Origin of the sequence: Plantactinospora sp. WMMB782, assembly GCF_049179135.1 — a bacterium.
Classification (GTDB): domain Bacteria; phylum Actinomycetota; class Actinomycetes; order Mycobacteriales; family Micromonosporaceae; genus Plantactinospora.
Map to the genome: position 1 here is coordinate 311,230 of NZ_JBMHMC010000007.1, position 17,809 is coordinate 329,038.

The window sequence follows — 17,809 nt, forward strand, 5'->3', positions numbered from 1 at the left end:
GCGGTCGGGGGACCGTCGTGGCGGACGACGGTCAGAGGATGGGCTTGCCGCCGGTGACCGGGATGATCGCGCCGGAGATGTAGCTGGCCTCGTCCGAGGCGAGCAGCACGTACGCCGGAGCGCACTCCTTCGGCTGGCCGGGGCGGCCCAGCGGGGTGTTCCTGCCGAACTTCTCGACGTGGTCCGGCGGCATGGTGGACGGGATCAGCGGGGTCCAGATCGGGCCGGGCGCGACGCCGTTCACCCGGATGCCCCGCTCGCCGAGCATCTGGGCCAGCCCGGCGGTGAAGTTCGCGATCGCACCCTTGGTGGTCGCGTACGGCAGCAGCGTCGGGCGGGGCGTGTCGTAGTTGATCGAGCTGGTGTTGATGATCGACGCCTTGTCACCGAGGTGCGGCAGGGCCGCCTGCACCAGCCGGAACATCGCGGTGATGTTCACGTCGAAGGTGTGCTGCCACTCCTCGTCGGTGACCTCTTCGAGGGTTTCGTGCGTCATCTGGTAGGCCGCGTTGTTGACGAGCACGTCGATCCGGCCGAACTCCGCGACCGCCCGGTCCACCACCTCGCGGCACACCGCCGGGTCGCCGACGTTCCCGGCGACGAGTACCGCCTTCCGCCCCTCGTCCTCGACGAGCTTGGCGGTCTCCCGGGCATCGTCGTGCTCGTCCAGGTACGAGATCAGCACGTCGGCGCCCTCCCGGGCGTACGCAATGGCGACCGCCCGGCCGATGCCGCTGTCCCCGCCGGTGATGACCGCCTTCTTGCCCGCCAGTCGGCCGGAGCCCCGGTAGGAGTCCTCGCCGTGGTCGGGCCTGGAGTTCATCGCGTCGAGGGTGCCGGGCGGCTGCTGCTGCGGCTCGGCCTGCTGGTTCTCGGGCATCGGGTGACTCCTCGTGTGTGGGACTGGTATGAAAGGTCCCCATACCCGGCAGCCGGTAAACCCGATTCCCGATCGTTGTCGAAGCCGCTGAGCTGGCCCGATCTCACCCGTTCGTGTCGGTCAGCCGACTCCGTCGTGTCGGTCAGCCGACTCCGTCGTGCCGGTCAGCCGACACCGTCGTGTCGCCGGGCGAACGCCTCGATCGCGTCCAGGTCGGCGGGGCGCAGTCCCCGACCCGGGTCGGGCGCGATCAGCAGGGCGATCCCCCGGGCCACCGCCCGGTCCAGCACCCTGTCCCCCGCCGGGATCGCCTCGTCGTCGGTCCAGACGAGGGTACGGCCGCCGGCCAGCACGGCACGGGCAGCGGCCAGCTTCACCGGCCAGCCCAGCTCGCCCTTGGGCACCGGATCGCAGTCCAGGGCGCGGCCCAGCGCCGGTAGCCGCCACAGCCGTTCCAGCAGGTCCGCCTCCGGGCACCAGGTGCTGCACCAGCGCACCTCGACGAGTCCGGAGGCGTGCAGGGTACGAATGCGGTCGACAAGTGCACCGGCCCACCGCAGCGGGTACTCGCACCGGTCGGTCTCGGACCAGACGTCGGCCCGCCGTACTGGTCGGCCCCACCCGGGACGCCGGGCGTTGACCACGCCGTCGACGTCGAGCAGCCAGACCGGCGGAAGTTCGGGTACGACCGGCAGGTCCGGCGCGATTTCCATGGTGCCTCCGATGATCGGTCCTCATTGTGGACACCGCCCGCCAGCGGCCTCTTGTAATCTCCCCGGCGCCGGCCACAACAATCCACCAGCGGAGGGTGTCGATGAGAGTTCTGCGCCGAGCTTCCTTGTCACTGGCCGTCCTCGCGGCTCTGGTCGGCGGCTGCTCCTCCGCCGCACCGCGGCAGCCGACACCGACACCGACACCGACACCGACACCGACACCGACACCGACGGCATCGCAGCAGGCCGTGCGGTTCGACAAGGCGCTGCACGACGAACTGGTCGGGATGCTCGAACGCGACCAGGCCGAGTTGAACGGTGTCCCCCAGACCGACACCGCCGACCAGCGCACCGCCCGGTTGAAGGAGATCATCGCCAAGCACGGCTGGCCCACGTTCGATCTCGTCGGCAGGGACGGCGGGAATGCCGCCTGGGCGATCGCGCAGCACTCGGATCTCGACCTCGCCTTCCAGCAGCAGGCGCTCGAACTGCTGCGTGACGCGGTCGCGCGGGGCCAGGCGTCGCCCGGCAACCTCGCGTACCTTGAGGACCGGGTCGCCGTGGCGAAGGGCGAACCCCAGACGTACGGCACGCAGATGCGGTGCGGTCCGGACGGGCCGGCGCCGACCACCCCGATCCGGGACGAGGCAGGTGTCGACAAGCGGCGGGCGACGGCCGGCCTCGACCCGCTGGCCGAGTACCTGACCGAGATGGCCAGCATCTGCGCCGAGGACGACAGCCGCTAGCTGGTCCGTCGAGCAGTAGGTGCTCAGTCGAGCTGCGCCGGAAGGTCCGGGGATCACTCCGTCCGGAGGCGCTCGGCGATGGCGGTGGCGATCTCGACCCGTCGTTCGGACGTCAGCCACTCGCTCTCCGGGCGGGTGAGGTAGTGGAAGATCCGGGGGCCGCGGTGTTCGGACGGAAGGTCCGGCATCCGGGGTACGAGGTGGAAGTGCACGTGCCCGAAGCCCTCCGCCTCGGCAAACTGCATCACGTACGTCTTGGTGCAGCGTACGGTCTCGTGCAGGGCGGTGCTGAGCTGGTGCAGCAGCGGGCCCAGCTCGGCGGCCTCGGCCGGGGTCAGCTCGGCGACCGAGCTGACGTGCCGCCGTGGCAGCACCACCAGCCAGCCCGGCAGGCTGGAGTTGAACGCGTGCGCGGTACGCCAGAAATCGGTGACGTGCAGCCGCTCCGCGAACGACGCGGCGGCGAGAGCGTCCTCCTGCCGGCAGGAATAGCAGTCCCCGGTCATCACCTCATTCTGCCTTCCGCAGCTGTTTCCCCGGGCGTCGGCAGGAACGGGGCGAAGTGCTCGGCCACCAGTCCGGCCATCTCCTCGGCGTCGCGGCTGCCGTCCACCTCGATCACCCGGATGCCCAGCCGGCCGGCGCCGCGTACGGCGTCCTCGGCGAGCAGGCGGTCCCGCTGGATCCGGTTCCGCTGCGCGCGTTCGGGGTCGCTGACCTGGTGGCCGAGCCGACCGGCCCGGGGTAGCCGGTCGAGCTGGTGCCGCCGGAACCCTTCGGTCGGCACCAGCACCACCATCCGCCGGGTCGACCCGCTGACCGCCGCGACCAGGTCCGGGCGCAGCCCCCAACCCTCGGCGAGAACGGGCCGGGGTGAGGCGAGCGCCCGCAGGTCGTCCTGCACCCACTCGAACCGCTCGGCGAAGCCCGCCAGCGCCTGCCGGGCCATCTCCTCAGGTGTCGTGTCGACCCAAACCGTCTCCAGGTCGGGCTCGGCCGGCTCGCCGCGCCGGATCCGGCGGACGATCCGGCGGTCGTTGTGCCCGCGCGCGTCGTGGTAGTCGTAGTGGTAGTGCGTCAGGCCGTAGCGCTCGGCGAGGATTTCGGCAACCGTCGACTTGCCGGCCCACTGGGCGCCGCCGATCCAGAGTGCCTGGTGGAGAGTTCGGAAGGGGTCCCACGGCATGCCCAGAATCGTGAGCCGTCCCGGAGCCGAATTCCAGTCTTGTTCTTGCCCATCCGACCTGGTCGACTGGGGTTAGGAGCCGGGGAGCCAGCCGAGGAAGCGGGCGCTGAGCGCGGCCGCCGCCGGAGCGCCGGCCGGGTTCAGGGCATGCAGATCCCGGTACGCCTCGGCGAGCGACGAGCCGAGCCGCACGCAGAGCGCGCCCCGCGCGTCCGGGTACTCCCGGACCAGGCTGAGCCGCGCGGCGGCGCACGGCCATGGTTGCCCGTCGGTGCGGCACAGCCACAGTGGGCGCAGCGGCGTGTGCGGGCCGACCGGCGGCTCCGGTTCCGTCATCTCGGTGCCCCGGCGCGGCGCCGCTGCCACTCCCCCGACACCGGCAGCCCGCGCCCGGTCGGGTACTCCGCGTACCAGCGGGAAGGGCCGCTCCGTCTGCGCGGCGACGCTGGAAGTGGCGGCGGCGCCGGGTCCGGTGCCGGCGGTACGGTCGGCACCGCGAGTCGCGGCGGCAGATCGGGCGCCGGAACCGTCTGCGGCAACAGGACCGTGAATCCGCGCCACCGGCACGCCGGCCACCACCGCCCGCACCGGCAAAACAGCCACAACCGGCGCCAGTTCCGGCAGTGCCGGAATACGAGCGGAACGGGCCGGATTCGACGTACTCTCCGCATCGCGTCTCCTTCCGAGTTGGAAGGGGGCCATCTCTGTACGGGGGAAGAGAGATGGCCCCCGCAGGTTCCGCCCGGCCGGTCACCATGCCATTTGTAATCCGAGCGGTTCCGCTGGTGACACTCTGCTGTGGAGTGCACTACGGTCGATACGTGCTCGCGGCATCTGCGCAGGTCAGCGGGCAGGCGAGCAATTTCCTGGAACGGATCTTCGGCAGTGAGCAGAGATGGGACTATCGATGGGACTGGTCACGGAATACGTCCTCGCGGAGCTTAGGCTGTTTCGCACTGAGCAGCGACTCAGCCAGGAGGACTTCGGACGCAAGATCGGTTATTCTGGATCACACGTCAGCTCGGTGGAGACCAGCCAGCGCCCACCGACCGACGAATACGTGCAGAAGATCGACGACGCTTTCCAGACCGGCGGTACGTTCAGCCGGATGCTCGGCAAACTCGCCAAGCTGGACAGCACACCGGCCTGGCTCCGCGACTGGATCGAGTTCGAACGCCTCGCCCGGCTGCTCCGCTGGTACGAGCCGGCCTTCATCCCCGGCCTCCTACAAACCGAGTCGTACGCCCGAGCACTACTTACGGGTGTGCACCTCCCACCCGAACAGGTTGAGCAGCGCATCCGCAGTCGGATGGACCGGCAGGCAGTCCTCACGGCCGACAACCCCGCACAGTTCGTCTTCGTGATCGATGCGATGGTCCTCCGGCGGCCGGTGCGTGGCCACCCAAGCGTGATGGCCGAGCAGCTTGATCACCTACTGAGGTGCACAGAACTGCCGAACGTGCAGATCCTCGTGGTTCCGCAGGAGGTCGGGGTCTACGCTGGGCTCCAGGGAGGCTTCATCTTGGCAACGCTGCCGGATCAGTCCGTGGTGGCGCATCTCGATCATCAGGTGCGGGCGCAGATTGTCGACCGGGCCGAAGACATTGCCACTCTCCAGGGGACCTGGGAGGCCATCCGGAGCGAGGCTCTCCCGATGGTTCAATCGCTCGAACTGATCAGGGAGGCGGCGAAGGAATGGACATGACCGGCGCCAACTGGCGGAAGTCGACCCGCTCAGGCACCAACGGCGGGTCCTGTGTGGAGGTAGCCGACAACCTGCCCGGCATCGTGCTGGTGCGGGACACCAAGGACCGCGACGGCGGCACCCTCGGCTTCACACCGGCACACTGGCGGGCCTTCGTACACCTCGCCAGGCAGCAGCAACCACCGACTACCTGATCGCGACCGGGCCAGGCCCCCGGCGCGGTCGCCGAGGGCCTGGTCCCGCAGAGCGGTCGACTCAGGCGACGGCGGTGCCTTCGAGTTCGACAAGCTGGCCGGGGATGGCCAGCCGGGTCACCCCGAGCATCGTGGTGGTCGGTGCCACTCCGGCGGCACCCAACCGCGACGCGAGCACGCCGTAGTGCGGGAACAGCAGGTCGACGTCGGTGGTGTAGACGTTGAGCCGGACCAGGTTGGCCAGCGACATGCCCGCCCCGCCGAGTACGGACTCCAGGTTGTCGAGGCTCAGGGCCAACTGTGCCGCCATGTCTCCGTCATGCTGGGGCTTGCCGTCGGCGCCCATTGCGGTCTGTCCCGAGCAGTACAGGGTCCGGGTGTGTCCGGAGACGACCTCGCCCTGGTTGAATCCCATCCCGACCGACCAGGTCACCGGGTTGACCGCCGTTCGTTTCACAGTCACAACAGCTCCATTCGATTCGTCACCAGCACGCACGTCCGTCGACTCGGCAGTCGCCGTCCTCGACGTCGTCCCGGGCAGCCTGGCAACGAATCACGACAACCTGTGTCGTCTTTTCAACGCGACCTCCAGTACCCGATCCGGGCCCGGATCTGGCGGCGCAGCCGTGCCCACAGTTCGGCCTCGCCACGCAGCAGAGCCTGGCCGGGCCCCCGCAGGGCGTCCGCGTAGGCGGCGATGACCGCCGGGTGGTTCCCGTAGAGCTGGCGCCGGTCGAACCGGGGCCGGCGCCCGGTGACCAGCTTCACCACGTCGAACGCGTCATGCCACTCGATGCGCGGCTGCCTGTCGTACTCGCCGATCCTGGGCGGGAACCGACCCTCCGGCAACGGACACAGGAGCACGGTGAACTCCTCCCGGTATTCGACCTTGACCCGTACGCCTGTCGTGCCGTTCCAGTAGAAGATCTCGAAGCCGCCCGAGCAGAACCGACCCCGTCGCCGGCAGCCGTACTCGACCACCAGAAAATCGAACTCGGCCTCACACCGTGCCCGCAGCTCGCGCTCCCAGAGATGGACCGTCATAGCGACAGCGTCACCGACGTGCGCCACCTGCTGCGGACCCGGCCATGACGGCCTGCCCAATGGTCACGCGACGAGCAGGAGCACGCTGACCGCCAGCATCACCGCAGCGGTGGCGCCGTGGATGCCGTAGACGGCCGCGCCGGGGCCGCCGCTGCGCCGCACGACCAGCGCGTCGCCGACGGGTATGGCGGTGGCGACCAGCATCGACCAGCCCAGCAGGTGGGTTGTCCCGCCGGCCAGCACGACGAGGATCAGGAGCCCTGCGGCGATGTCGCGCACGGCCTTGACGGAGAGCCAGGCTTGGAAGGTGCGGTCCTGGGCCGGCGTGTCGGGGATGCCGAAGCCGACCGCGGCCTGCGGTGCCCGGAAGGCGCGGGCGCCCATCAGGACGACCCCCACGCCGATCAGTCCGGCGAGCACGGTGGCGATGTTGCCGAGCATGTTCTGCTTCCCCTCGTTCAGCAGCGCCTGGATTGATTTCTAGCGGCGCTAGTTGTTGTAGCGACGATAGACTGTCCCTGACAGGATGTCTAGCGTTGCTAGGATGCGGTCATGTCCGCCGTCACGGAACGACGCGAGCGCGAACGCGCGCAACGCCATCAGTTGATCATCACGGCCGCCCGCGAACTGGCCGAGGCGGAAGGATGGGAGGCGGTCACGACCCGGCGGCTGGCCGAGCGGGTCGAGTACAGCCAGCCCGTGCTCTACAGCCACTTCGACGGGAAGGACGCCATCATGCGCGCCGTCGCCGTCGAGGGCTTCGGCGAACTCGCGGCCCGGCTGCGCAACGCCCGGCTGGCCGCCCCCGAGCAGCCGGCGCAGGCACTGCACGCCGTCTGCCGCGCCTACCTGGAGTTCGCGACCGAGCGGCCCGCCCTCTACCAGGCGATGTTCATCCTGCCGACCGACGTGAAGTTCGCGCACGCCGAGACGCCGGCCCCACTGCGCGCCGGTTTCGACGAGTTCGTGAGCTGCTTCCGCTCGGACAACCGGCGACGCGAACTGTTCGCCGAAGTCACCTGGAGCGCGCTGCACGGCATAGCCGCACTGACAGCGAGTGGCCGCATCCCCCCGAGCGGCCAGGCGGAGCGGCTCGACCTCCTCGTCACCCAGATCGCCGGCACCCCAGTTGGACGTTGAGCGTCCAGGTCTCACCGGACTGGTCGCCGATCTCCTGGAACAGCCGCAACGCCTGCCGGAGGTGCTCCGCCCCCGGCGCGTACCGGCGCAGCCGCAGCTCGGCCGCGCCGAGGTGGGCCAGCGCCCACGCCTCTTCGCGCACGTCGCCGCAGCGGCGGGCGGCCTGGCGGGCGTACCCGTGCACGGCCAGCGCGTCGGCGTGCTGGCCGCCGTCGAGATAGCGGAACAGAATGCTCGACAGTCGGATGCTGTGGCCGGGCCAGCCGTTCCGGGCGGCGTACCCGGCCACGGCGACCAGGGTGGGACGTTCGGTGTCCAACCACGCCCGCGCAGCCTCCGGACCGGCCAGCACCGGACCGGCCAGCACCGAAGTGCTCGGCACCGAAACACTCGGGATCGGCGCGGTCGGAATCGGCCCGGTCGGCGGTGCGGCCACGACCTCGGCCGGGGCCAGGATCTGCGTCGCGGCGGCGCAGGTCGCCAGGTAGAAGTCGAACAGCCGGGTGAGCGCGTCACGACGGTCTGCGGGCGGGTCCTCGTCCCTGGACCGGCCCAGCGCGTAGCCCCGGACGAGGTCGTGGAAGCCGTACCGGCCGGATGCGCCCTGCTCCAGCAGGTGGTCGGCGCAGAGCCGGTCCAGCCGGCGCCGGGCGGTGGCCGGGTCGGTGGCGGTCAGCGCCGCCGCCGCGTACCCGTCGAGGTCCTGGCCGGGGTGCGCAGCCGCCAGCCGCAGCAACCGCCGCTCCTCGCCGGAAAGGTGCCGGTAGGAGAGGTCGAGGGCCAGTTCGATCCCGGCCTCCAGCCGACCCTCGTGGTGGCGCTCGTCGAGTCGTTCGGCGTGGTCGGTAAGCGTCCAGCCGGGCGTGCCCCGGATGTGCGCGGCGACCAGCCCCAACGCCAGCGGCAGGTGGCCGCAACGCTGGGCTATCCGGGCCGGCGCGCCCGGATCGGGGCCCACCGGGGTGCCCGGGGCGGCCCGGGTCAGGAAGACGACCGCCTCGTACGGGGTGAACACGTCGACAGTCAACTGGGTCGCCGACGGCAGTCCGGTGAGGCGACGGCGGCTGGTGACGAGTACCGGACAGTTCGGGGTCGCCGGCAGCAGCGGACGGACCTGGTCGGCGTCGGCGGCGTTGTCCAGGATCACCAGCGTGCGGCTGCCGGTGAGCCTGGCCCGGTAGGCGGTCACCCGGGCCGGCAGGTCGTGCGGCACCCGCTGGCCCGGCATCCCGAGCAGACGCAGGAAGCCGTCCAGCACGGCGGCCGGATCGGCCGGCGGCTGGACCGGATCGGGGTGGAATCCGCGCAGGTCGACGAAGAGAACCCGGTCGAACGGCCGGCCCCGGGCGAGCAGGTGTCCGGCGCGGATCGCCAGCTGCGTCTTGCCGACGCCGGCCATCCCGGCAATCGCGAAGACGGTCGGGACGTCGTCACTCCCGCCGTCGCCGCCCTCGGCGCAGAGAGCGCGCCGGAGTTCGTCCATCTCGGCCGTGCGGCCGGTGAAGCCGGCCAGGTCCGGTGGCAGCCCGGCCAGCACCCGCACCTGCGCCGCCGCCCGGGTCTCCCCGCCGACCACCTGGAGCACCTGCTGCCACTGCGTCACGTAGCCGGGATCGGGATGCAGCGCCCGGACCACGGCAACGACCAGGTCGATCTTCAACCGCCGCCGGCCGGGCCGGAAGCAGTCCACCACCGTCGTCTTTCCGACCAGTTCGCCGGCCGGCCGGCCCGCCTCGGTCCAGGCCGCGTTCACCCGGTCCTTGATGTTCTCGTACGACGGATCGCCGGCCCAGACCTTCAGCGCACGCAACCGTTCGACGAGGTCGTCAAGGGTACTGGCCCGCCCGGGATCGGGCAGCGTCACGAAGCTCTCCACCACCTGCTGACCGGCCCGCATACCTCCACCTCCCGCCCCGGCGCTGTTTCCGGGGCGCTCACGCTAACCAGCCGACGCCAGCGAACTGTCGGGCACCAGACATAGGCCGGCATCACCACGCGCTGCGGTGACCCGTCGGTACGGCCGCGCTCCGGCGTTCGGATTCGTTCGGGATTCCGCCGGAGAGCCCGCCGGCTCCGGACAGTCGACGTCAGGCAGTCCCGGCTCCCGCCGACAACCGCCGGCGCGGATCGCGGGTACCTCGTTTCCGCTTTCGGGGAGGAAGCATGCTCAGTACCGGCAGCACATCGGCCCGCCCGTCGGCGGGGCACAGAAGTCGAGTGGTCGGGGCCGTCCTGACGGTCCTCGCCGTCGCGGCGGCGCTGCTCGTCGCCCCCACACCCGCGTACGCGGACACCCTCCGCAGAGAGCTGGTGAGTGGCTACGGCCCCCTTCGCGCCGACGTGATGTGGGGCTCCACCGCGACCCACCAGGGGGTCTTCCTGTGGCCGGACAACGCCAGCGCCTCGCAGGAGTTCGACCTGCTCGACAGCGGGGGCGGTTTCTTCCGGATCAGGGCCCGGCACTCAGGCCAGTGTCTGATGCTCGACTGGCGGGCCGGGTCCTACAACAACGGCACGCCGATCATCCAGTTCCCGCACTGTTCCGCCGGCTACTCGCCGGGCGAGTGGTTCACCCAGGAGGTCTTCCACCGGCCCTGCACCGGTCAGTGTTTCGGCTCCTGGTTCGTGCTGATCAGGAACCGCGCGACCGGCATGTGCCTGGACGTCGCCGCGCCGTCCGGGCAGCCCGCCCAGCAGTCGGTGCTGCAGCAGTGGCAATGCATCTCGGCCACCACCGAATGGAACGCCTTCAACCAGATGTGGAAGATCCACGATCCCACTCCGGTGATCATCGGCTAGTCCGGGTCGGCCGATCCGCGCGGACGGTGGGGCGGCCGGCACCCGGCCGCCCCACCCGCCAGCCGGTCGGTGGACGAACGGCGGGCAGTGCCAACCGGATCAGGCCGCGTTGGAGAGTTCGTTGTAGCCGTCGGCCGGCTGCTGCCCGGAGAGGTCCCGGATCGCCGCCATGATCTCGTCGGTGACGGCCCGCCGGACCTGCCCTCCACTGGCGCCCGGCGGCCGGCCGAACCGCATCGGCGGGCCGAAGCGCACCGTCACCCGGCCCAATCGGGGCAACCGGTTCCCGACCGGCTGGATCCGTTCGGTGCCGAGTACGGCGACCGGCACCACCGGAGCGCCGGAGGCGAGGGCCAGCCAGGCGACCCCGGTACGGCCACGGTAGAGCCGCCCGTCCCGGGACCGGCTGCCCTCGGGGTGGATGCCGAAGGCGCCTCCCCCGGCGAGGACGTCCAGGGCCAGGTCCAGCGCCTCCCGGGCCGTCCGGTGCCCGCCGCGCTGCACCGGGATCGCGTCGACGCCGGTCAGGCAGGCCCGGACGAGTGCTCCGCGCAGCCCCGGCCGCCGGAAGTACTCCGCTTTGGCGAGGAAGGCGACCGGGCGGGGCGCCACCAGCGGGATCACCACACTGTCCAGGAAGGACAGGTGGTTCGCGGCCAGGATCACCGGGCCCTGCCGGGGGACGTTCGCGCGCCCCTCGATCACCGGCCGGAAGGCGAGCCGGGCCAACGGGGCGAGCAGCAGTCGGGTGGTCGCCTGGAGCAGCATGGGTTCCTCCGCGGGTCGGTGGCCGGATCGGGCCGGGGTCACTACCTGTCGCCCGCGGGTGTCGTCGGTACCGACCGGCCGAGGTGGGCGTCGATCGCCGCCCGCAGCAGCGGCTCGACCTCCTCGGTGCCGACCGTCATCTGCAGGCTTCCCCACTGCCAGAGCTGTGCGATGCCGTGCAGGTTCGCCCAGAGCGCACCGGCGGAGACGGCCGGCGGCGGGGCGCCGGCCCGGTCCGGACGGGCCCGGGCGACCAGGTCGACGAGTACGTCGAAGAGTGGCCGGCTGGCCTCCCGCAGGCCGATACCGTTGCCGCGCAGCAGGTCGTGCCGGAACATCAGCTCGAACATCCCGCGGTGGGCGCGGGCGAACTCCAGGTAGAGCCGGCCCAGCGTGAGCAACTGGGCCGACGGGTCGGGACCGACGACCGCCATCCCGGCCGGGACGCTGCCGGCGGCGCCGCCCCCGACCGCCTCGGCGACCCGCCGGCCGAGTTCCCGGTAACCCTCGGCGGCGATCGCGGCGAGCAGTGCCCGGTGGGTCGGGAAATACCGGCGTGGTGCGCCGTGCGAGACGCCGGCCCGGCGGGCGATCTCCCGCAACGACAGCGCCTCGACCCCCTCGACGCCCTCGTCGGCCAGCAGGTCGACGCCGGCCCGCACCAGACGAGCCCGAAGATCACCCTCCGACCGACTCATAGACAGTGTCTACCAGTACGCCGTAGACAGTGTCTACTGGTCGAACGGTGTCTACTTGTCGAGCGGTCTGACGATGTCCCGGGCGTGGTCCACCACCGCCGCACCGACCACTGTCGCCTCGACCGGCAGTACCTCCAGACAGCGCCGTACCGCCGCCGCCATCAGGGCGTTCGGCACCCGCATGGACAGGGTGCAGTGCGGCACCCAGCGACCGGGGCGGTAATGCTCGCTGACCGGAACACCGGCCCAGGTCAGCCGCTCGTGCACCATCGCCTGGTGGGCCAGCAGTTCCGTGGTGGGAGTCGGGCCGAGCCAGAGCACCCGGCCGACGAACTGGCCGGCGTACTGGAAGGAGAGCCGCAGCGGCGGGACCGGCACCGTCCCGCTCAGCGCCTCGGCGACCGCGTCCGGGTCGAGCCGGGGCGCGACGGCGAGCGAAACGTGCGGCCGGTGCCGCTGCCCCAGCAACGAACGGAGACTCTGCACACCCTCGGATTCCAGGGCGTCCCAGAGCACCCGGATCCGCCGGGTGGCGTCGGTGTCGAGATACAGCTCCAGGGCGGCGACCACCGGACCACCTTAGGAGGCGGACCGCCACCCGACGGCTCAGCTCCGCCCGGCGGCGCCGGACTCGCCGGGTCCGCCGGACTCGCCGGGCCCACCGGACTCGCCGGGCCCACCGGTCTCTCCAGGTCCGCCGGTCTCTCCAGGCCGGCCGGGTGCTGCGGATTCGCCGGGACGCCAGGTGTTCCGGTAGCCGGCCAGCAGTTCGCCGAAGAGCGCGAAAGCGCCGTCGACGCGTTCCCGGTCACCGGTGGCGATCAGTTCGAGTTGCAGTCCGCGCGCCTGGGCCACGATCATCGACGCGACCGCCGGAGCCCGCTCGGCAGGGCAGCCGTCGGCCCTGACGATCCGCTCCATCAGCCGCTGCGCGTCGTGCACGGCCTGCCGCAGGTACCGCTCGTACCGCTCGGGCTGGCGGGTGGCCTGCACGTAGACCTCGAAGAGCAGCCGGTACACGGGCAGCCGCTCCGCCGCCGTCGACTTCTGCCACCACCCGGCAAGGCTGTCCACGCTCTCCGGCGACCCGGCCACCTCCGCATCGGCCACCAGCCGCTGCCGCAGCACCTCGATGACCTCGGTGACCAGGTTCTCCTTGGAGCCGAAGTGATGGAGCAGAGTGCCGTGACTGACCCCGATCGCGGCGGCCATCGGGCGCATCGCCAGCCCGGCGACGCCGTGTTCGACAAGGTAGTCGGCGACGACGTTGAGCAGTTCGGGCCGTCGATGCTGGTAACGGAGCCGGCGACCGTCCATGCGCGCTGCGTTCACCTGGCCCACCGTACGCAGCCCAATCGGCTCGGACGCCACGACTCCAGATAGCTTGACCGATCGGTCGAGCTACTATCGCTTGCATGTCACCCGACATCACCCGCCTGCACCACGTCGGCCACGTAGTCGGCGACCTGACCGAGGCCCTGCTGCGCTACCGGCGGATGGGCTTCCTCCTCGCCCCGCCCAGCTACCCGGCGATGCCCGACCGGGACGGCGGCCCGCTCCGGGCGTTCGGCGCGACGAACACCCACGCCGACTTCCCGGACAACTTCCTGGAACTGGCGACCGTCGTCCGGGACGGCGCCCCGGCAGCGCTTCCGGACGGGGCGAAGCTCGTCGCGCTGGACGCCCCGCCGGACGTGCTGCCCCGGCTGGTGGAACGGATCGGTGAGACCAGCTCGAACCTCACCCGCTGCCTGGAACGCTTCGAAGGGCTGCACATCCTGATGTTCGAGTCACCGGACATCGACGCCACCGCCGCACGGCTGACCTCGACCGGCGTACCGCACCGTGGGGTGAACACGGTGCGCCGCCCGGTACCGACGCCGGACGGGGTCCGGGTGGAGGAGATCCGCTACCTGGAGATCGACGGCGACGACCGGGCGGGCCCGTCCGGAAGCGTGCCGGAGGGCAGGATCGGCATCGCCGCGCCACTCGGTCCGGCGACCCGGGCGGGGCAGCAGCTCGACCACCCCAACGGTGCGGTGGCACTCGCCGAGGTCGTGCTCTGCGTCGCCGGGTCCACACTCGACACGGTGGCGGACAGGTACGCCGGCTACCTCGACCGTCCGGCCCGTCCCGACGGCGGCAGGCTGGTGTTCGACCTGGGCGGCACCCGGCTGACCCTGGTGACCGACTCCGGCCTGCCGACCCTGCTGCCGGGCGAGACGCCACCCGCACTGCCGGCCCTCGTCGCCTGCACCATCGCCGTACGCGACGTCGAGGCGGCCCGGAGAATCCTGCTGGGCAACGGGTTTCCGCTGCGCGAGTCGGCGTACGGCGACATCTTCGTACCCGCCACCGCGGCTCTCGGCGCCGCGATCGCCTTCCGCGCCGCCCCCTCCCCCGCTCCGCGCCCCGGAGCAGTAGCGTGCTGATCGGCGGCGAAGCCCCGGCCGTCCGCTCGGGACGACCGGGGCCCACCCCGCCCCCTGCTACCGCAGGCCGTTGGAGATCGCGGTGATCAGTTCGCCGTTGCCGGTGTCACCGGAGAGTTCCCAGAAGAACGCCCCGCCCAGCCCCTGACCCCTGGCGTACGACATCTTGCCGCCGATCGTGGCCGGGGTGTCGTAGCTCCACCAGTTGCTGCCGCACTTCGCGTACGCCGTGCCGGCGATCGTGCCCGTGGTCGGGCAGGTGTTCTTGAGTACCTTGTAGTCCTCGATGCCCGCCTCGTAGGTGCCCGGAGCCGCCCCGGTGGCCGTACCGCCCGGGGTGGCCTGGGTGACCCCGGTCCAGCCCCGGCCGTAGAAGCCGATGCCGAGCAGCAGCTTGCTGGCCGGGATGCCCTTGCCCTTGAGTTTCTGGATCGCCGCGTCCGACCAGAAGCCCTGCTGCGGGATCCCGGCGTACGAGGTCAGCGGCGAGTGCGGGGCCGTCGGGCCCTGCGGGGCGAAGGCGCCGAAGTAGTCGTACGTCATCGGCATCAGCCAGTCGAGGTTGTTTATCGCACCGGCGTAGTCGGTCGCGTCGATCTTGCCGCCGTTGCTGCCGTCCGCGGTGATCGCGGCGGTGACCAGGTTGCCCGAGCCGAACCGGGAGCGCAGCGCGGAGATCACGTTCTTGAACGCGTTCGGGCCGCTGGCGTCGCAGGTCAGGCCACAGGCGTTCGGGTACTCCCAGTCGATGTCGATGCCGTCGAAGACGTCCGCCCAGCGCGGGTCCTCGACCAGGTTGTGGCAGGACTCGGCGAACGCGGCCGGGTTCTGCGCCGCCTGGGTGAAGCCGCCGGACCAGGTCCAGCCGCCGAACGACCAGATCACCTTGATGTGCGGGTACATCCGCTTGAGCTTGCGGAGCTGGTTGAAGCTGCCGCGCAGGGCACCGGTGTCCCAGGTGTCGGCGACCCCGTCCACACTCTCCGCGGCCGAGTACGCCCGGTCGTAGTCGGCGTAGCTGTCGCCGATGGTGCACCGGCCGCCGGTGGTGTTGCCGAAGGCGTACAGGATGTGGGTCAGCTTGCTGGCCGAGCCGCTGGTGTGGATGTTCTTGACGTGGTAAGCCCGCTGGTAGACGCCCCACTGGGCGAAGTAGCCGACCACCTTCTGCGCGCCCGGGTTCGTCGGCGGCGGAGTGGTCGTCGGCGGGGGCGTCGGGGTGGCGGTCGGGGTCACCGTCGGACGCGGGGTGGTGGGGGTCGGGCTGGGGGTGCCGCCCCCGCCGCAGGCGGCACCGTTGACGGTGCAGTTCGCCGGAGCGCGGTATCCGCCGGTGCCGACGTAGCCCCAACTGGCCGAGGCGCCCGGGGCGAGGGCGCCGGCCCAGCTCTTCTGCACCGCGACGTAGCGGTTGCCGCTGCGGGTGACGTCGGCGTCCCAGAAGCTGCTGATGGTGGTACCGGCCGGCAGGTCGAACTCGATCCGCCAGTTGGCGACCGGCGCGTCGGTGCCGTTGGTGACGGTGACCCTGACCTCGTGGCCGGAGCCCCAGTCAGAGCTGGCGGTGAAGCTTGTGGTCAGGCTGCCGGCGCCGAGGGCCGCGGTGACCGGGACCACGGCGACGGCCACCGCGGCCGCGACGCCGGCCCACAGCGCCCGGCGGATGGACTTCCTCATGGTGGCGTCTCCCTTATTGATAGGAAACTTTCCAGATAGTGTCTGCGCACGCTACTCATGGGTTCACCGCTTCGTCAAGATGTCCATGTTTCGATTCGCCGCCGCACGCACCCGGCCAGCGGCCCGCCGTCGCCGCCCCTCCCCGGCGGATGACAGGAACGGACGGAACCGGGCGGGAAGCGATCCTGACCGCACCGCCGCCCGGTAGCCTCTGCACCATGACCGAGCGGAAAGCGAGCACCATTCGGGCCGGGCGACCGGCGCACGGGGACGAGCGGCCCGGAGACACCCGGTGAGCGTCTTCGACGTCCAGATCGGAGCACTTACCGGCGACGGCTTCACCGACCTGGCCCAGTTCCGGGGCAACGCCGTACTGGTGGTCAACCTCGCCTCCAAGTGCGGCCTGACCCCGCAGTACGCCGGGCTGCAGACCCTGCACGAGAGGTACGCCGACCGTGGGCTGACCGTGCTCGGCGTACCCAGCAACCAGTTCGCCGACCAGGAGCCGGGAACCCCGGCGGAGATCGCCGAGTTCGCCCGCTCCACCTATGGCGCGGCGTTCCCGATGACCGAGAAGATCGACGTGAACGGCCCCGGCCGGCACCCGCTCTACGCCGCGCTCGTCGACACCGCCGACCCCGACGGCCACTCCGGCGACATCCGGTGGAACTTCGAGAAATTCCTGGTCGGCCCGGACGGCGACGTGGTCGCCCGGTTCGCACCCCAGGTCGAACCGGAATCGCCGGAGATCACCACCGCCATCGAGCGGGTACTCCCCCGATAGCGGACACCGGGCTGATGCGGACGGGCGTGGGCCGGGAGTGCCGCATCCTGCTGCGCAGCCCGGTGTCGTGGGTCGCCCCCGCGCTGCTGGTCACCGCCGCCGTGCTGCTGATGCCGCTCAACGCCGGCTACCACGACTTCTGGGTCAACTACGACCCGCAGGGCGACGACCAGCTCCTGACCCGCTACCACGTCGACGGCGTGCAGACCGCCACCTCGGGATTCCTGGTCGGGCACCTGCTCGCCCTGCTGCTCGGGGCCGTACTCGTGCTCGCCGACTACGCGCCGGCCCGACTCGCACACCGGGACAGCGTGCCCGACCCCGGGCTGGTGCTCCCCGGCAAACTGGTCGTGGCCGCCGGCGCGGGCCTGCTGCTCGGCCTGCTCAACGCGGCGGTGAGCGTTCCGCTGGCCGCATCCGACTGGGGACCGGCGCCGAGCCGGGACCGGGTCGCGGCCGCCGGCCTCGCCTTCGACCCCGAACTGCTGGCCGACTCCGGGGTACGCCTCACCATCGCCGTCGGGATCGCGATGTTCCCGCTGCTCGCCGCCGTGGGGGTGGGGCTGGGCGCACTTGTCGGCACCTGGTCCCGGCTCTGCGCGGTGCTTGTGCTCTGGGGACTGGCGTCGGTCGTGCTCGGCGGTGCGGTCAGCCTCTCCACCCCGCGCCTGGCCGCACCGACCTTCGCGCTACTGCTGCTGGCGGTGCCGATCAGCGGACACGTCGCCATCGGCTGGGGCGCCCTCGCCGGGTCCGACGCCGCTGACGGCGGCGTCGCGATCGGGTACCCGGAACTGGCCGCGATCGCCGCACTCGCCGGCGGGCTCGGTTACGCGCTCGCCGGCTGTCGGCTGGCCCCGGCGCTGCTCCGCCGCCGACTCGCCACTCGGCAGTCCTGCCCACCGAGGACGTGACCGGCCAGGAAGCCGCCCCATCCAGCGCACCTGGTAACGATTAGATCACTCCGCGTGGCACGCTTGCTCCCCTGCCGGGCCCCCGCGACCCTGTCCCCGACACACCCGGTCCCGCCACAGAGCCGGCCG

General features: G+C 71.4%; 22 protein-coding genes. 8 read left to right on the forward strand and 14 right to left on the reverse strand.

The window, feature by feature from the left end:
• Positions 1-31: 31 nt before the first annotated feature.
• Entirely contained in the window at positions 32-880 is an 849-nt protein-coding gene (locus tag ACN28A_RS03230; protein ID WP_421392142.1) for a glucose 1-dehydrogenase, read from the reverse strand.
• A gap of 164 nt (positions 881-1,044) precedes the next feature.
• Complete coding sequence (locus ACN28A_RS03235; protein ID WP_421392143.1) at positions 1,045-1,593, reverse strand: hypothetical protein; 549 nt, start codon at positions 1,591-1,593, stop codon at positions 1,045-1,047.
• Positions 1,594-1,841: 248 nt separating this feature from the next.
• On the opposite strand from ACN28A_RS03235, the gene ACN28A_RS03240 reads away from it, so the two are divergent.
• The gene (locus tag ACN28A_RS03240) at positions 1,842-2,339 is read left to right on the forward strand and encodes a DUF6624 domain-containing protein (RefSeq protein WP_421392145.1); all 498 of its coding nucleotides are present in this window, start codon (positions 1,842-1,844) and stop codon (positions 2,337-2,339) included.
• Positions 2,340-2,392: 53 nt separating this feature from the next.
• Here the strand turns inward: ACN28A_RS03240 and ACN28A_RS03245 are convergent, their stop codons facing one another.
• The 3 genes from ACN28A_RS03245 to ACN28A_RS03255 form a co-directional block, all read right to left on the reverse strand.
• On the reverse strand, positions 2,393-2,845 hold the full coding sequence (locus ACN28A_RS03245) for an HIT family protein (protein WP_421392147.1): 453 nt from the start codon (positions 2,843-2,845) through the stop codon (positions 2,393-2,395).
• Positions 2,845-3,525 (reverse strand): hypothetical protein, encoded by a 681-nt coding sequence (locus tag ACN28A_RS03250; protein WP_421392149.1) that lies wholly within the window; start codon positions 3,523-3,525, stop codon positions 2,845-2,847. Before ACN28A_RS03250 ends, ACN28A_RS03245 begins: the two co-directional genes overlap by 1 nt.
• 72 nt (positions 3,526-3,597) lie before the next feature.
• Entirely contained in the window at positions 3,598-3,861 is a 264-nt protein-coding gene (locus tag ACN28A_RS03255; RefSeq protein WP_421392151.1) for a hypothetical protein, read from the reverse strand.
• Between the two features lie 571 nt (positions 3,862-4,432).
• On the opposite strand from ACN28A_RS03255, the gene ACN28A_RS03260 reads away from it, so the two are divergent.
• Entirely contained in the window at positions 4,433-5,230 is a 798-nt protein-coding gene (locus tag ACN28A_RS03260) for a helix-turn-helix domain-containing protein (protein ID WP_421392152.1), read from the forward strand.
• Positions 5,227-5,424, forward strand: coding sequence for a DUF397 domain-containing protein (locus tag ACN28A_RS03265; protein ID WP_421392154.1), 198 nt, complete (start codon positions 5,227-5,229; stop codon positions 5,422-5,424). Before ACN28A_RS03260 ends, ACN28A_RS03265 begins: the two co-directional genes overlap by 4 nt.
• 61 nt (positions 5,425-5,485) lie before the next feature.
• Here the strand turns inward: ACN28A_RS03265 and ACN28A_RS03270 are convergent, their stop codons facing one another.
• The 3 genes from ACN28A_RS03270 to ACN28A_RS03280 form a co-directional block, all read right to left on the reverse strand.
• On the reverse strand, positions 5,486-5,881 hold the full coding sequence (locus tag ACN28A_RS03270; RefSeq protein ID WP_421404117.1) for a RidA family protein: 396 nt from the start codon (positions 5,879-5,881) through the stop codon (positions 5,486-5,488).
• A gap of 119 nt (positions 5,882-6,000) precedes the next feature.
• Entirely contained in the window at positions 6,001-6,468 is a 468-nt protein-coding gene (locus ACN28A_RS03275; protein WP_421392156.1) for a hypothetical protein, read from the reverse strand.
• Positions 6,469-6,531: 63 nt separating this feature from the next.
• A complete protein-coding gene (locus ACN28A_RS03280) occupies positions 6,532-6,909 on the reverse strand; it encodes a DUF4267 domain-containing protein (protein ID WP_421392158.1) in 378 nt (125 codons plus the stop codon).
• A 111-nt stretch (positions 6,910-7,020) separates the two neighbouring features.
• Between ACN28A_RS03280 and ACN28A_RS03285 the strand changes: the two genes are divergently transcribed.
• Positions 7,021-7,608, forward strand: coding sequence for a TetR/AcrR family transcriptional regulator (locus ACN28A_RS03285; protein ID WP_421392159.1), 588 nt, complete (start codon positions 7,021-7,023; stop codon positions 7,606-7,608).
• Here the strand turns inward: ACN28A_RS03285 and ACN28A_RS03290 are convergent.
• The gene (locus tag ACN28A_RS03290; RefSeq protein ID WP_421392160.1) at positions 7,574-9,505 is read right to left on the reverse strand and encodes an NB-ARC domain-containing protein; all 1,932 of its coding nucleotides are present in this window, start codon (positions 9,503-9,505) and stop codon (positions 7,574-7,576) included. The two genes, ACN28A_RS03285 and ACN28A_RS03290, sit on opposite strands and share 35 nt — an antisense overlap.
• A 320-nt stretch (positions 9,506-9,825) precedes the next feature.
• On the opposite strand from ACN28A_RS03290, the gene ACN28A_RS03295 reads away from it, so the two are divergent.
• Entirely contained in the window at positions 9,826-10,407 is a 582-nt protein-coding gene (locus ACN28A_RS03295) for an RICIN domain-containing protein (protein WP_421392162.1), read from the forward strand.
• Positions 10,408-10,506: 99 nt separating this feature from the next.
• Here ACN28A_RS03295 and ACN28A_RS03300 read toward each other — a convergent pair whose 3' ends face one another.
• The 4 genes from ACN28A_RS03300 to ACN28A_RS03315 are packed head-to-tail and all read right to left on the reverse strand — an operon-like array spanning position 10,507 to position 13,205.
• Positions 10,507-11,175 (reverse strand): lysophospholipid acyltransferase family protein, encoded by a 669-nt coding sequence (locus tag ACN28A_RS03300; protein WP_421392165.1) that lies wholly within the window; start codon positions 11,173-11,175, stop codon positions 10,507-10,509.
• Positions 11,176-11,216: 41 nt separating this feature from the next.
• A complete protein-coding gene (locus tag ACN28A_RS03305) occupies positions 11,217-11,873 on the reverse strand; it encodes a TetR/AcrR family transcriptional regulator (RefSeq protein ID WP_421392167.1) in 657 nt (218 codons plus the stop codon).
• Positions 11,874-11,924: 51 nt separating this feature from the next.
• Positions 11,925-12,443 carry a 2'-5' RNA ligase family protein gene (locus tag ACN28A_RS03310; protein WP_421392170.1) on the reverse strand — a complete coding sequence of 173 codons (519 nt, stop codon included), beginning with the start codon at positions 12,441-12,443 and terminating at the stop codon, positions 11,925-11,927.
• A gap of 36 nt (positions 12,444-12,479) precedes the next feature.
• Positions 12,480-13,205, reverse strand: a complete 726-nt coding sequence (locus tag ACN28A_RS03315) for a TetR/AcrR family transcriptional regulator (protein ID WP_421392172.1) — start codon at positions 13,203-13,205, stop codon at positions 12,480-12,482.
• A gap of 83 nt (positions 13,206-13,288) precedes the next feature.
• On the opposite strand from ACN28A_RS03315, the gene ACN28A_RS03320 reads away from it, so the two are divergent.
• Positions 13,289-14,305: a VOC family protein gene (locus ACN28A_RS03320; protein WP_421392175.1), complete on the forward strand. Its 1,017-nt coding sequence runs from the start codon at positions 13,289-13,291 to the stop codon at positions 14,303-14,305.
• A 57-nt stretch (positions 14,306-14,362) separates the two neighbouring features.
• Here ACN28A_RS03320 and ACN28A_RS03325 read toward each other — a convergent pair whose 3' ends face one another.
• Positions 14,363-15,982, reverse strand: a complete 1,620-nt coding sequence (locus ACN28A_RS03325) for a glycosyl hydrolase family 18 protein (protein WP_421392177.1) — start codon at positions 15,980-15,982, stop codon at positions 14,363-14,365.
• Positions 15,983-16,274: 292 nt separating this feature from the next.
• Between ACN28A_RS03325 and ACN28A_RS03330 the strand changes: the two genes are divergently transcribed.
• Positions 16,275-16,766 (forward strand): glutathione peroxidase, encoded by a 492-nt coding sequence (locus tag ACN28A_RS03330; RefSeq protein ID WP_421392179.1) that lies wholly within the window; start codon positions 16,275-16,277, stop codon positions 16,764-16,766.
• 14 nt (positions 16,767-16,780) lie between these two features.
• Entirely contained in the window at positions 16,781-17,680 is a 900-nt protein-coding gene (locus tag ACN28A_RS03335; RefSeq protein WP_421392182.1) for a hypothetical protein, read from the forward strand.
• Positions 17,681-17,809: the final 129 nt, after the last annotated feature.